A 13,010-nucleotide genomic window follows, 5' to 3' on the forward strand; every position below is an offset into this window, starting at 1 on the left:
AGCGCGTGTTATGACCTGTGGTTCAGAATAAACTATTGTTCTGACTTAGTAGTATCGTTTTGATTGCTTTGTTTAGAAGAGGTTTGTGAAGTGTCCTCTTTTGTAGCATCTTTAAATTCTTTTATTCCGCTACCTAAACCTTTCATTAATTCTGGAATTTTCTTACCTCCGAATAATAAAAGAATTATTGCTACAATAACAATAATTTGCCAAGGACCTACTACCCCTAAAAATACCTGTAATGAGTTCATTTTAAATTTATTTGAAACATTATGTTATACAAATATAGTAAGAAAAATGGAAATCAATTCTTTATAGCAAAAATTATTAAACATTTAAGAAAACTAGATGGTCTTTACAATGCATTTATTGAATAATAAAGGGCTATATTTAGCTACATAAGTATTAGAATTATTATATTTGTTTATTAAAAAATAACATATGTCAAGTACAGGGACTGGGCCTAAAAGGTGGAAGACTAAGCTTTTGGATAAGTATCGAATAGTTATAGTCAATGATCGCACATTTGAAGATGTTAAATCTTTTAAATTGAATATTTTAAATGTGTGGATGGGGGTTACTACCCTTGTTTTTGTAATGATTTTATCAACTGTTCTTCTATTAGTACTTACTCCAGTTAAGGAATATATTCCGGGATATTCTTCTTCTGATTTAAAACAAAAGACGATTCAGCTTACTTTAAAAGTGGATTCCTTAGAGGCAGAAGCTAGAAGGAACTCTTTGTTCATTCATGGTATAACCCAAGTTTTAAAAGGAGATGTGGAAATAACCTCTGGGAGTATAGATTCGTTAATGATAACGGCAAATCCAAGTCAAACCTTAGAACATAAAGCGCCAAGTGAAAACGATAAGAAATTGAGAGAGCTAGTTCATTTAGAAGATAAATATAATTTGTTTCCTGAGGCGACTCCAAAGGTTAGTGAGGTTTTGTTCTCTCCAGTAGATGCTGAGGTGGTTAAAAAGTTTGATCCAGCCTCTTCTTCTTACGGTTTAGATTTTATTTTAACTGGAACGACCCCAATTAAATCTATAGCAAAGGGAACAGTATTATTATCACAGTGGAATATAAAGGACGGTTATATGATTGCCGTTTTACATAAGGACGGAATCGTTTCAGTATATAAGCATCTTACAAGTTTGATAAAAGATGAATATGATATAGTGGAATCAGGAGAAGTTTTAGGGCTTTTTGATGTACAAGAACACGATGTAATCGATGTTAATAATAACAATATTTCCTTTTTTAATTTTGAACTATGGAAGGATAGTTTTCCTTTAGACCCTTCCTTATTTATAGACTTAGATTAACAATTATGTCAATTAAATCATTCGCAGCAAAAATTTTTGCATCTATTATTATTAAAAATAGACAAAAATGGGTTAATAAACCTATAGAAACCCAAGAAAAGGTTTTTCAATATTTGTTAAGCCAAGCAAAAGATACGGAATTTGGAAGAGATCACCATTTTGGAGAAATAAGATCTCATTTAGATTTTGTAAAGCAAGTTCCTATCCGAGACTATGAGGAATTAAGACCATATATGGATAGAGTAGTAGAAGGAGAGCCTAACGTTTTGTGGAAAGGTAAACCTATCTATTTTGCCAAAACATCTGGAACTACTTCAGGGACTAAGTACATTCCTTTAACAAAGGAATCTATGCCATATCATATAACAGCTGCTCGTAATGCAATTTTATCGTATATTGTAGAAACTGGTAAAGCTGATTTTGTAGATGGTAAAATGATTTTTTTACAGGGGAGTCCAGTATTAGAAGCAATCAATGGTATTCAAATAGGACGACTATCTGGGATTGTTGCTCATTATGTACCTAGCTATCTACAGAAAAACAGACTTCCTAGTTTAAAGACTAATTGTATAGAAGATTGGGAACGAAAAGTAGATGCTATTGTGGAGGAAACCCAAAAGGAGGATCTAACAGTAATTTCAGGAATTCCAAGTTGGGTTCAAATGTATTTTGAAAGGTTAGTAGAAAAAAATCATAAAGAAGTTGGTGATATTTTCAAGAACTTTAAGCTATTTATTTATGGAGGTGTAAATTACCAGCCCTATAAAGCTAAGTTTGATCAGTTAATTGGTAGAAAGGTTGATTCCATTGAATTATTTCCTGCTTCTGAAGGTTTCTTCGCTTATCAAGATTCTCAAAAACAGGAGGGATTACTGTTACTTTTAAATTCAGGTATTTTTTATGAATTTGTGAAAACTACCGAATTTGACTTACCAAACCCGCCGAGATACACAATTAGAGAAGTTGAATTGGGAGTAAATTATGTAATGATAATTTCTACTAATGCAGGTCTATGGGCCTATAATATTGGAGATACAGTTGAGTTTGTAAGTCTTAAACCTCATCGTATTATCGTAACAGGACGTATAAAACATTTTATCTCTGCCTTTGGAGAGCATGTTATAGCAAAAGAAGTGGAAACAGCTTTGGCTACTGCGATGCAAAATACAGATATAAAAATTAATGAATTCACAGTATGTCCGATGGTGGAACCTCAAGAGGGATTACCTTACCATGAATGGTTTATTGAATTTGAGCAGGAGCCAAAGGATTTAGAAAAGTTTGCCAAAGATATTGACATGGCTTTACAAGGTCAAAATAGTTACTATAAGGATTTAATCCAAGGTAAAGTATTAAGAACCCTAGTCATTAGTAAAGTTGCTAATCATGGTTTTCAAGACTATATGAAAAGTATTGGAAAACTAGGAGGACAAAATAAATTACCACGTCTTAGCAATGACAGAAAAATTGCTGATAATCTTCAAACAATATAATATTGTTTACAACCCAAAAAGTATAAAATATGAATGAATCTAAAAATATAACAAGAACAAGAGCTCAAATGTCTTCTGCGGCTATTGAGCGAATGTATATTACAATGCGCCATTTATTTAACCGTGGATTTTACAAGCCCATGGGAGTTTCTGGGGATACTTTAAGAGAAGCTTTATTGGAGCTTAGCCCTGAGATTTACGGTACAATAGGTGGTGAAAAGGTAGAGTTAAATGGACTATTATATGTTATTGAACGTTTACCTATAGGAATTGAAGAATGTCGTTTTATTAATCTAACTTCAGATGAAGGTTATTCTAATTCTCACTTCCAAGCGATTGTTCCTCCTAAGCGTAGAAGAAACTGCTATAGAATTGATGAAGAGCAGATGAATATTGAGATTACTAGAGGGAGAAGTGATATATATGATGTTTTAACACATTTGACCTTTATATTCATTGAATCTCATAAAATAAAAGACAGAGTTTTAATTAGTGATGACGGGAGTTTTTCCAGAGATTGGAAAAAAATCCAGCTTGCTGCAAATAGGGAAGAACCTTTAGAGCAAGTAGAAAAAGAAGTAGTAATGTCCCATTTATCTAATGTACTTGGACGTTCTTTTTCTGAAGTATTAGATATCTATCAAAAGTTTGCTACACCTACCAATCCGGACCGCTTCTTAGATGTGATCTATTGGTTAGGGAAGTTTGCTATTGAAGAGGATTTAGAGAACCAAAAGAGAACCATTACTTTTAGTCCTTTATTAAGGGAACGATTAGGACACCATATTTATGGAGAGATCTGGTCAGATCGTATCAAAGATGTATTAAAGAAAAATAATCTATTACACCGTCCTATTCATATTATTAGTGCCAATATGCACAGTGTTATGAATTCGATTTTCGCACCATCTGTAGTTAAGAAAGCTACTGGCTTAAAGGATGAACTACAGATTTATGAAGAGTTAAGTAAAGGAGAAAATTGGGAGTTAAGAGATGCTGTACGTCTTAAAGCAAAAAAGGAAGGAATGATTTTCCTAGAGGATCAAAGTGGTACTAATATAGACGTACAAATTTTTGATACACAAAAAATTGACTTTAAGGATACCAACTTCAAGGATACCAAAATTACAAAAGACTTCCCAGTAATAATTGTTATGGATTATGCTTTTGGAGAGCAAGCCTATGAAACAATTGATGAGCTATTAAAACCTTATCAAAAACAAACCTTATTGAATGTAGAATCTGTTTCCATTATGGGTAAAGCAGGAATTCTAGTAGGAGGTAAGGGAGACATTATGATACCTTTTGCACATATTAATGAAGGGACAGGAGATAATTATCCGTTTGATAATGAACTAAGCGTAGAGATGTTTGAAAACGACGATATCCCAGTATTTGGTGGTACGATGGTAACTGTTTTAGGAACTTCTTTACAGAATAAGGATTTACTGAAGTTTTTCCATGATTCTACATGGGGAGTTATTGGACTTGAAATGGAAGGAGCACATTACCAAAAAGCAATTCAATCGGCATCTAAAATTAGAAAGAGTATAAATCCTGATGTTAAAGTAAGGTATGCTTATTATGCTTCTGATAATCCTTTAGAAACAGGAAGTACTTTAGCCTCTGGAGGTTTAGGAAGTACAGGGGTTAAACCTACTTATTTAATTACTATAAAAATCTTAGAACAAATATTTTTGTCTAAGTAATTTTAATATAAAACCATTGAAAAGTAAAAGATGGTTTATCATGATAAAAGCCCCATGTCTGAAGTAGTGGGGCTTTTTTTATAATTTGCATACTTCTTGTGGTATTACAATTAAGGAGGAATATAAATAAGGCTAAAATAATACAATGTGAGTATGGAGATATCTACCACTGCAATTCCTGGGGTTTTAATCCTTACGCCCAGGGTTTTTTCTGACCACCGTGGTTACTTTATGGAAAGCTTTAATGAAAAGAATTTTAAAGCCCTTACAGAATTAGATGTAAACTTTGTCCAAGACAATCAGTCCTTTTCAAGAAAAGGGACTCTAAGAGGGCTTCATTATCAAACAAAGGAATTTCAACAAGCTAAGTTAGTAAGGGTAATTCAAGGGGAAATATTGGATGTAGTTGTTGATTTAAGACCCGATTCACCAACTTATGGGCAGCATGTAAAGATTGTACTAGATGATCAAAAACATCAACAAGTTTTTATACCAAGAGGTTGTGCACATGGTTTTTTGGTGTTAAGTGAAACGGCTATTTTTGCATATAAATGTGATAACTACTATAATATAGATTCTGAAGCAGGGATTATTTACAACGATAAAGATTTAGATATTGATTGGGGAGTAGACTTAGAGAAGGTTATACTTTCACCAAAAGATTTAGAGCTGAATACTTTTAAAAATCATCAAAGCATATGGTAAAAATTCTAGTAACAGGAGCAAATGGTCAAGTAGGCCAAGTCTTACAAAGTATAGCTCATGAATTTAATACTATAGAATTTTCTTTTTTTGATTCCACTTCTCTTGATATTACCTGTTTTAATAAGGTAGAAGAGGTATTAGGCAAAGACAAATGGGATTATTGTATCAATTTAGCTGCATATACACAGGTAGATAAAGCTGAGGTGGAGACAGATCGCGCTTTTCAAATCAATAGTATTGCTGTGCAAAATATAGCCAAGTGTGCACATAAGTTTGGAATAACCTTTATTCATCTGTCTACTGATTTTGTGTTTGATGGTAAAAAGAAGCTTCCTTATACTACCCAAGATATAGCTAATCCTATAAATGTATATGGAAGTTCAAAACTTAAAGGAGAAAGCAGTATCCAGAAAGAGTGTAAGAGATACTATATCGTTAGAACCTCTTGGCTGTATTCGGACTTTGGACATAATTTTAAAAAGACTATGCTGCATTTGGCAAAAATTAAAAGTTCTATACAAGTTGTCAATGACCAAATTGGTACTCCTACCAATGCAGTAGAACTGTGTTATTACTTGATGGAAATTATACAATCCAAAGCCAAGTATGGTTTATATCATTTTGCAGGTAATAAGGTTTGTACTTGGTTTGAGTTTGCAAAAGATATTTTTGAGCAAAATAGTATAGATATAGAAGTTCTACCTATTAGTTCAAAGGATTTTAATAGTCTAGCTCATAGACCAAGTTATAGCGCTTTAGCTACTACACCAATTGACTAATATATAAAACGCTTTAGATAGAATTTGCTTCATTAGAATACTCTTAGCAATAAGGAAGTAGGGTAGAGACCCTATGAAAAAATTCGATTTACAATTTATTATTAGTAATTTTACCGTTGCTTGTTTGGATAAAATTCTATGTAAGAGTAAAACGTTTTATCCTACATTGTTTAATAAATCGACTTAATTAATAAATATACACCTAAATTTAAATGAAACGCATACTTATAACTGGAGCTGCAGGTTTTTTAGGATCGCATTTATGTGATCACTTTATAACTCTTGGTTACCATGTAATCGCTATGGATAACTTGATCACAGGTGATATGCGAAATATTGAGCATTTATCCGACAAAAGTAATTTTGAGTTTCACCATCACGATATTACAAAATATGTAGATGTTCAAGGAGATTTGGATTATATTTTACATTTTGCCTCTCCTGCAAGTCCTATTGATTATTTGAAAATTCCCATTCAGACTTTAAAAGTTGGTTCTTTGGGTACCCATAATTTATTGGGACTAGCTAGAAAAAAGAAAGCTAGGGTGTTGATTGCTTCTACCTCTGAGGTTTATGGAGACCCTTTAGTTCATCCGCAAAATGAAGATTATTATGGAAATGTAAATACCATTGGTCCTCGAGGAGTGTATGATGAAGCTAAGCGCTTTCAAGAGTCTATTACAATGGCTTATCATACCTTTCATGGTGTAGAGGTTAGAATAGCACGTATTTTCAATACCTATGGACCTAGAATGAGATTAAATGATGGTAGGGTAATACCGGCTTTTATAGGACAGGCCCTAAGAGGAGAAGATTTAACTGTTTTTGGAGAAGGTTTACAAACAAGGTCTTTTTGCTATGTAGATGACCAAGTACAGGGAATTTATCGACTTTTACTAAGTGATTATTCATTACCAGTGAATATTGGAAATCCAGAAGAAATTTCTATCCTAGATTTTGCAAAAGAAATAATCGCCTTAACAAGCAGTAAGCAAAGTATTGTGTTTAAAGATTTACCTCTTAATGATCCAATGCAAAGATGTCCAGATATCACTAGAGCTCAACAAATTCTAGGCTGGGAGCCAAAAGTAGATAGAAAAACGGGTATGCAACTAACGTATGAATATTTTAAGCAGTTTTCAAAAGAAGATTTATTAAAACAAGAACATAAGGATTTTAGTAATTATATCCGCTAATTTTAAAGTAAGGGTATAAAAGATATATTCCCTTTTGTCTTAGAGCAAAGGGTAGATTTATATAAAAAAGGCATTAACGATTTAGTTAATGCCTTTTTTATTAGAATACTATTTTTTAATAGTTCAGTAAAATAAGTTATTTTTGATGCATAATTACAAACAACACAATACAATGAATATTTTATTATTAGGTTCCGGTGGACGCGAGCATGCTTTTGCTTGGAAAATGCTTCAAAGCGAACATTGCCAAAAGCTATATGTAGCTCCTGGAAATGCTGGTACAGCTCAAATTGCTCAAAACTTAGCTTTAAATCCAAATGATTTTCAAGCAGTTAAAACTGCCGTATTACAATACGATATTGATATGGTAGTAGTTGGACCTGAAGATCCTTTAGTACGTGGGATTGTTGACTTTTTTCTACAAGATCAAGAGTTGAAAAATATTCCTGTAATTGGTCCATCTCAAAAAGGAGCACAATTAGAAGGTAGTAAGGATTTTGCTAAAGAATTTTTATTTCGTCACAATATTCCAACGGCTGCATACCAATCTTTCACTAAGGATACAATAGAGCAAGGAAAGGCATTTTTAGAGACTCTGAAAGCACCTTATGTTTTAAAGGCAGATGGATTAGCAGCAGGTAAAGGAGTTGTTATTTTAGAAGATTTAGATCAGGCTAAGCAAGAATTAGAAGATATGCTTGTGGATGCTAAATTTGGAGATGCTAGTTCTAAAGTAGTTATTGAAGAATTTTTATCTGGTATTGAGCTTAGTTGCTTTGTATTAACTGACGGGAAGAGTTATAAGATTTTACCAACAGCAAAAGATTACAAAAGAATTGGAGAAGGAGACACTGGTTTAAATACTGGAGGAATGGGAGCTATTTCCCCTGTACCTTTTGCAACTAAAGAGTTCATGGATAAAATTGAACAACGTGTTGTTATTCCTACAATTGAAGGAATCAAAAAGGATAACTTAAACTTTAAAGGATTTGTTTTTATCGGTTTAATTAAAGTTGGAGACGACCCTTATGTAATTGAATACAATGTTAGAATGGGAGATCCTGAAACGGAGGTAGTTCTACCACTTGTAAAAAGTGATTTAGTTACAATATTTAAAAGTATTGCTAATGAAACTTTAAACGATATAGAAATTGAAATTCACGATAATACAGCTGCAACAGTAATGTTAGTTTCTGGTGGTTATCCAGAGGACTATGAAAAAGGAAAAGCAATTAGTGGTTTAGATCAAGTAGAAGGATCTTTAGTTTTTCATGCAGGTACTACATTAAAAGACCAAACTGTTGTTACAAATGGTGGTAGGGTATTGGCAGTTACTTCTTTAGGAGATAACTTCCAAGAGGCATTAAAAAAATCTTATCAAAACATAAATAAAATTTGTTTTGATAAGATTAATTATCGAAAAGATCTTGGATTTGATCTTTAAGATGAGACTATTTTAAGAATGAGTGGGCTGTAGTATCTTGATCATCCTCATTATTTGCTTTGAAAATTTCTAGTTGTTTTAACCAGTATACAAAGTAATAACAAGTAATCAGGATGAAAATCCAAGTCACTGTATTAGCAGCCCACCAATTTGTTAGTTCTAATTTAGCCAAATAATCCATTGGTAAAAAAAGAACTCTTTCGAATAGGAATCCAATTCCATTAAATAATGAAGTCATTTTACTTTATTTTAAATTAAATAAAATTATTTTTATTAATCCGTAATATAGGTCTTACTCTTTGTAAAAAAGAGAACACTCCATATTAGTTACAAAAATATAAAATATATAAATGTTAGCAAGTGTTTTTAGTAAAACAAAACCGATAAATTATATTATACTTACAGTGTTACTTGTTTTTGCATATGTAATTTATCAGTTAACTACTATTGAGGTACAGCAAATTACTCTTCTGGAATCAACAGAGTACACAATAGAGTTAGTGCTTTTACTATTAATGATGTATTTATCCCAATTCATTGTTTCTCGCAATAGATTGGTTAGAGATCATGCATTTGTACCTTTATTATTTGTTAGTTTTATTTTGTTTTTTCCTAGTTTACTAATAAGTGCTAAGTTAATTGTCTCTAATTATTTTATAATGTTGGCTTTAAGAAGGATTTTTTCCTTACACTCTTTAAAGCAATCTAAGGAGAAAATTTTTGATGCTTCTTTGTGGATTTTAATGGCGAGTTTATTCCATTTTTGGAGTATATTGTTTTTAATTCTACTTTTTGTAGCTCTTATTTCATTTGTACAAAAGGACTTTAGGAACTGGATTATTCCTTTATTGGCTTTTTTAACTGTCTTTATAGGTATATGTCTTTATTTACAAATCACCAATATTCCTCTGCAACAGTGGCTAGATGGAAGGTTTGATATGAGTTTAAATTTCTTATATTTTGATGATGTTTTTGCCAATATTGCCTTAGCAGTATTTGCCTCTATATCTGTTTTGTTTTTTACCTCGGAAACCTTAAGCCTTGGACAAAAAGCTTACAACATGCAAAATATGTACAAAAAGATTTTATTGACTTTTGTAATAGGGGTAGCAGTATATATTATTTCTCCAGAAAAAAGTAATGCAATTCTACTATTTTCTTTTTTCCCATTATCTATTTTAGGTGCTAATTATTTAGATAATATACCCCAAAAATGGCAACAAGAAGCCGTGGTATATTCTGTATTTATTTTGGGGTTATTTTTCTTTATCGCTCAGGTTCTCCTATAGCTTTTGGCCATAGGCTAAGTCTCCTGCATCTCCCAATCCAGGTATGATATAGTTATTTTGATCCAATCCTTGATCCAAAGTAGCAACCCATAAATGTACATTTGAAGGCAGGTTTTCTTTTAAATAACTAATACCCTCTGGAGCTGCAATAACAACAGCAATATGTAATTCTTTAGGTGTTTGATCTACCAATAGCTTATTGATTACTGCCACTAAAGATTGTCCAGTGGCAAGCATAGGGTCAATCATGATTAGTACCTTATCATTAAAAGATGGTGCAGCTTGATATTCTACTAGAATTTCACTTGTATTATCTTGTTTGTTATGGGATCTATAAGCAGATACAAAACCATTTTCCGCATCATCATAGAAATTCATAAATCCTGTATGTAGGGCTAAACCAGCTCTTAAAATAGAACACAATACTACTTTATCCTCAATACATGTAGTGTTTTTAATTCCAAGAGGCGTTTGAACGTTGATTTGCTTATACTGTAAGTTTTTACTTAGCTCATAAGCCATTATTTCACCAATTCGCTCAATGTTTTTTCTAAATCGCATACTATCTTTTTGTACATCTACATCACGTAATTGTGCTAGAAAATGATTTAAGATACTATTTTGCTCGGAGATATAGTGAATTTTCATATAAATATAATTAGTAGTATAAAAGTATTAAAACTATATTTGTAAATAAAATATTTATCATGTTTTCAGAACTAGCATTTCCTATATTCGAACAAGTAATTAAAGATTATCACACTTTTGATAATGTAGATCAACCAATTTCGAATCCTTATCCTAAAGATGATATTAAACATCTTTTATATTTAAAGAACTGGATTGACACGGTACAATGGCATTTCGAGGATATCATTAGAGATCCTCAAATTGATCCTGTAGGAGCATTAGCTTTAAAGCGTAGAATTGATGCTTCAAATCAAGAAAGAACTGATATGGTTGAATATATTGATAGCTATTTTCTTCAAAAGTATAAAGATGTAGTTATACAAGAAGATGCTAAAATTAATTCAGAAAGTCCTGCTTGGGCAATTGACCGTCTATCTATTTTAGCTCTTAAGATTTATCATATGCAAGAAGAAGCTAATAGACAAGAAGCTTCCGTAGAGCACAGACAAAAATGCCAAGAGAAATTAGATGTTTTATTAGAACAAAAGAAAGACTTAACAACTGCAATTGATGATTTGTTAAGCGATATCTCTGAAGGTAAAAAATACATGAAAGTGTATAAACAAATGAAAATGTATAATGATGAGGAATTAAACCCTGTATTATACCAAAATAAAAAATAGTTATATCTGATTTTTCAATACTAAAAGCGTGAATTTTTCACGCTTTTATTGTTGAAAAACAGTAATTACATTGATATGGAAAAACCCAAACACATTGTTATTTTCCGGCTATCTGCTATGGGAGACGTAGCCATGACTGTACCTGTTGTTCGTGCTTTAGTAGAACAACATAAAGATATTCGTGTAACCGTTGTATCTAGGCCTTTTTTTAAACCTTTTTTCCAAGGAATAGACAGGGTCGAGTTTATGGCTATTGATCTAAAGAAAAGGCATAAAGGTATCAAAGGGTTATATCAATTATACAAGGATATCAAGGCTAAGAAAGTAGATTATTTTGCAGACTTTCACAATGTATTGCGTTCTAGTTTCGTTCGAACTCTATTTAGTTTAAGTGGCGTAAAAGTTGCTGCATTAGATAAAGGTCGTAAGCAAAAGAAGGCACTTACTTCATTGAGCAATAAGATTTTCAAACCTGTTCCTACTATGTTTGAAAACCATTTAAAAACATTGGATAAGTTAGGTATTAAAGTTAACTTAGATAATCCAACATTTCCAGAAAAGCCTACATTAGCTCCTGAGCTATTACCTTATGTAAAAAGTAAAGATACCTATTGGATTGGTATTGCTCCATTTGCACAATATTCCTCTAAGGTATATCCTTTGGATTTGATGCAAAAGGTCATCGATACTTTGGCAGAAAGAGAGAAGTCCATTCTGTTTTTATTTGGAGGAGGTGAGAAAGAGGTAGCTCTTTTAAATCAATTAAAAAGGGATAACCAAAATGTAATTGTTATAGCAGGAAAGGTTAAATTAGATGTGGAGTTGAATTTGATCCATAATTTAGATTTAATGCTATCTATGGATTCAGGGAATGCTCATATTGCAGCAATGCTAGGAGTTAAGGTAATTAGCCTTTGGGGAGCAACCCATCCTTATGCAGGTTTTTCTCCTTTTAATCAACCTTTAGATTATTGTATAACTGCCGATAGAGACAAATATCCTTTATTGCCAACTTCTGTGTATGGTAATAAAGAGGTAGAGGGGTATCAAGATGTTATGCGTAGCATTGATCCAATGATGGTGTGTGATAAAGTAATTAATGAAATAAAAAAAGTATAGTTAACTATTTTTAAAAATTATAAAGATGGAGTTTGAAATTGAAAAATACATAAGAGACGTACAGGATTTTCCAAAGGAAGGGGTTGTTTTTAAAGATATTACTCCTTTATTAAATGATCATTATGCACTTGTTCAGACAACAAATGCACTTTTAGATCTTATTGGAGATCAAAAAATTGATGTAGTAGTTGGAATGGAAAGTAGAGGGTTTTTCTTTGCTACTATTTTAGCTTATAAGTTGGGTGCTGGATTTGTACCAGTTCGTAAACCAAATAAATTGCCTTGGGAGAAGATTTCTCAGGAGTTTAGTTTAGAATACGGTACAGATATCCTAGAAATGCACAAAGATGCAATCAAGCCAGGTCAAAAAGTATTAATTCATGATGATGTTTTAGCAACAGGTGGTACTGCTCAAGCTGTATGTAAATTAGTAGAATCTTTAGGCGGAGAGATTGTAGGTTTAAATTTCTTAATGGAATTAAGCTTCTTAAATGGAAGAGATAAAATAAAATCTTACGATGTAAAAAGTTTAATGACTTATTAGTGAGTTATTTAGCATATATCAATTAAAAAAATCCAATTAAAAAAATTAATTGGATTTTTTTTTAAATTAATTTGGATTTCTCAAAAATAA

14 protein-coding genes are annotated in these 13,010 nt (G+C 32.0%); 11 read left to right on the forward strand and 3 right to left on the reverse strand.

The window, feature by feature from the left end; translation table 11 throughout:
- Positions 1 to 32 precede the first annotated feature (32 nt).
- Positions 33 to 251, reverse strand: coding sequence for a twin-arginine translocase TatA/TatE family subunit (locus tag ACYSNX_RS03710; protein ID WP_461753345.1), 219 nt, complete (start codon positions 249 to 251; stop codon positions 33 to 35).
- Between the two features lie 190 nt (positions 252 to 441).
- On the opposite strand from ACYSNX_RS03710, the gene ACYSNX_RS03715 reads away from it, so the two are divergent.
- The 7 genes from ACYSNX_RS03715 (at position 442) to purD (ending at position 8,655) form a co-directional block, all read left to right on the forward strand.
- Entirely contained in the window at positions 442 to 1,329 is an 888-nt protein-coding gene (locus tag ACYSNX_RS03715) for a M23 family metallopeptidase (RefSeq protein ID WP_461753346.1), read from the forward strand.
- Positions 1,330 to 1,334: 5 nt separating this feature from the next.
- A complete protein-coding gene (locus ACYSNX_RS03720) occupies positions 1,335 to 2,822 on the forward strand; it encodes a GH3 auxin-responsive promoter family protein (RefSeq protein ID WP_461753347.1) in 1,488 nt (495 codons plus the stop codon).
- A gap of 29 nt (positions 2,823 to 2,851) precedes the next feature.
- Positions 2,852 to 4,531, forward strand: a complete 1,680-nt coding sequence (locus ACYSNX_RS03725; protein ID WP_461753348.1) for a DUF6909 family protein — start codon at positions 2,852 to 2,854, stop codon at positions 4,529 to 4,531.
- Positions 4,532 to 4,684: 153 nt separating this feature from the next.
- Positions 4,685 to 5,236 carry a dTDP-4-dehydrorhamnose 3,5-epimerase gene (gene rfbC, locus ACYSNX_RS03730; protein ID WP_461753349.1) on the forward strand — a complete coding sequence of 184 codons (552 nt, stop codon included), beginning with the start codon at positions 4,685 to 4,687 and terminating at the stop codon, positions 5,234 to 5,236.
- Complete coding sequence (gene rfbD, locus ACYSNX_RS03735) at positions 5,230 to 6,015, forward strand: dTDP-4-dehydrorhamnose reductase (RefSeq protein ID WP_461753350.1); 786 nt, start codon at positions 5,230 to 5,232, stop codon at positions 6,013 to 6,015. Before rfbC ends, rfbD begins: the two co-directional genes overlap by 7 nt.
- Before the next feature lie 212 nt (positions 6,016 to 6,227).
- Complete coding sequence (locus tag ACYSNX_RS03740) at positions 6,228 to 7,211, forward strand: UDP-glucuronic acid decarboxylase family protein (protein WP_461753351.1); 984 nt, start codon at positions 6,228 to 6,230, stop codon at positions 7,209 to 7,211.
- Positions 7,212 to 7,383: 172 nt separating this feature from the next.
- Positions 7,384 to 8,655, forward strand: a complete 1,272-nt coding sequence (gene purD / locus ACYSNX_RS03745; RefSeq protein WP_461753352.1) for a phosphoribosylamine--glycine ligase — start codon at positions 7,384 to 7,386, stop codon at positions 8,653 to 8,655.
- Positions 8,656 to 8,662: 7 nt separating this feature from the next.
- Here the strand turns inward: purD and ACYSNX_RS03750 are convergent, their stop codons facing one another.
- Positions 8,663 to 8,893, reverse strand: coding sequence for a DUF6341 family protein (locus ACYSNX_RS03750; protein WP_461753353.1), 231 nt, complete (start codon positions 8,891 to 8,893; stop codon positions 8,663 to 8,665).
- 112 nt (positions 8,894 to 9,005) lie between these two features.
- Between ACYSNX_RS03750 and ACYSNX_RS03755 the strand changes: the two genes are divergently transcribed.
- A complete protein-coding gene (locus tag ACYSNX_RS03755) occupies positions 9,006 to 9,944 on the forward strand; it encodes a DUF6427 family protein (RefSeq protein ID WP_461753354.1) in 939 nt (312 codons plus the stop codon).
- On the opposite strand, the gene upp is transcribed toward ACYSNX_RS03755, so the two are convergent.
- The gene (gene upp / locus ACYSNX_RS03760; RefSeq protein ID WP_461753355.1) at positions 9,939 to 10,592 is read right to left on the reverse strand and encodes a uracil phosphoribosyltransferase; all 654 of its coding nucleotides are present in this window, start codon (positions 10,590 to 10,592) and stop codon (positions 9,939 to 9,941) included. The genes ACYSNX_RS03755 and upp overlap by 6 nt on opposite strands.
- A gap of 59 nt (positions 10,593 to 10,651) precedes the next feature.
- Here upp and ACYSNX_RS03765 point away from each other — a divergent pair, with 59 nt between their 5' ends.
- The 3 genes from ACYSNX_RS03765 (at position 10,652) to ACYSNX_RS03775 (ending at position 12,920) form a co-directional block, all read left to right on the forward strand.
- Positions 10,652 to 11,257, forward strand: a complete 606-nt coding sequence (locus ACYSNX_RS03765; RefSeq protein WP_461753356.1) for a DUF4254 domain-containing protein — start codon at positions 10,652 to 10,654, stop codon at positions 11,255 to 11,257.
- 75 nt (positions 11,258 to 11,332) lie between these two features.
- The gene (locus tag ACYSNX_RS03770; protein WP_461753357.1) at positions 11,333 to 12,376 is read left to right on the forward strand and encodes a glycosyltransferase family 9 protein; all 1,044 of its coding nucleotides are present in this window, start codon (positions 11,333 to 11,335) and stop codon (positions 12,374 to 12,376) included.
- 25 nt (positions 12,377 to 12,401) lie between these two features.
- Complete coding sequence (locus ACYSNX_RS03775; protein ID WP_461753358.1) at positions 12,402 to 12,920, forward strand: adenine phosphoribosyltransferase; 519 nt, start codon at positions 12,402 to 12,404, stop codon at positions 12,918 to 12,920.
- Positions 12,921 to 13,010: the final 90 nt, after the last annotated feature.

The sequence above is a fragment of the Myroides sp. LJL115 genome, from assembly GCF_054871665.1.

What these genes read in the sequence shown, in the direction of transcription:
- ACYSNX_RS03740 (WP_461753351.1), top strand. Translation starts at nt 6,228, where the DNA reads ATGAAACGCATACTTATAACTGGAGCTGCAGGTTTTTTAGGATCGCAT.
- ACYSNX_RS03765 (WP_461753356.1), top strand. Translation starts at nt 10,652, where the DNA reads ATGTTTTCAGAACTAGCATTTCCTATATTCGAACAAGTAATTAAAGAT.
- rfbD (WP_461753350.1), top strand. Translation starts at nt 5,230, where the DNA reads ATGGTAAAAATTCTAGTAACAGGAGCAAATGGTCAAGTAGGCCAAGTC.
- ACYSNX_RS03715 (WP_461753346.1), top strand. Translation starts at nt 442, where the DNA reads ATGTCAAGTACAGGGACTGGGCCTAAAAGGTGGAAGACTAAGCTTTTG.
- ACYSNX_RS03750 (WP_461753353.1), bottom strand. Translation starts at nt 8,893, where the DNA reads ATGACTTCATTATTTAATGGAATTGGATTCCTATTCGAAAGAGTTCTT.
- ACYSNX_RS03710 (WP_461753345.1), bottom strand. Translation starts at nt 251, where the DNA reads ATGAACTCATTACAGGTATTTTTAGGGGTAGTAGGTCCTTGGCAAATT.
- ACYSNX_RS03720 (WP_461753347.1), top strand. Translation starts at nt 1,335, where the DNA reads ATGTCAATTAAATCATTCGCAGCAAAAATTTTTGCATCTATTATTATT.
- rfbC (WP_461753349.1), top strand. Translation starts at nt 4,685, where the DNA reads ATGGAGATATCTACCACTGCAATTCCTGGGGTTTTAATCCTTACGCCC.
- ACYSNX_RS03725 (WP_461753348.1), top strand. Translation starts at nt 2,852, where the DNA reads ATGAATGAATCTAAAAATATAACAAGAACAAGAGCTCAAATGTCTTCT.
- upp (WP_461753355.1), bottom strand. Translation starts at nt 10,592, where the DNA reads ATGAAAATTCACTATATCTCCGAGCAAAATAGTATCTTAAATCATTTT.
- purD (WP_461753352.1), top strand. Translation starts at nt 7,384, where the DNA reads ATGAATATTTTATTATTAGGTTCCGGTGGACGCGAGCATGCTTTTGCT.
- ACYSNX_RS03755 (WP_461753354.1), top strand. Translation starts at nt 9,006, where the DNA reads ATGTTAGCAAGTGTTTTTAGTAAAACAAAACCGATAAATTATATTATA.
- ACYSNX_RS03775 (WP_461753358.1), top strand. Translation starts at nt 12,402, where the DNA reads ATGGAGTTTGAAATTGAAAAATACATAAGAGACGTACAGGATTTTCCA.
- ACYSNX_RS03770 (WP_461753357.1), top strand. Translation starts at nt 11,333, where the DNA reads ATGGAAAAACCCAAACACATTGTTATTTTCCGGCTATCTGCTATGGGA.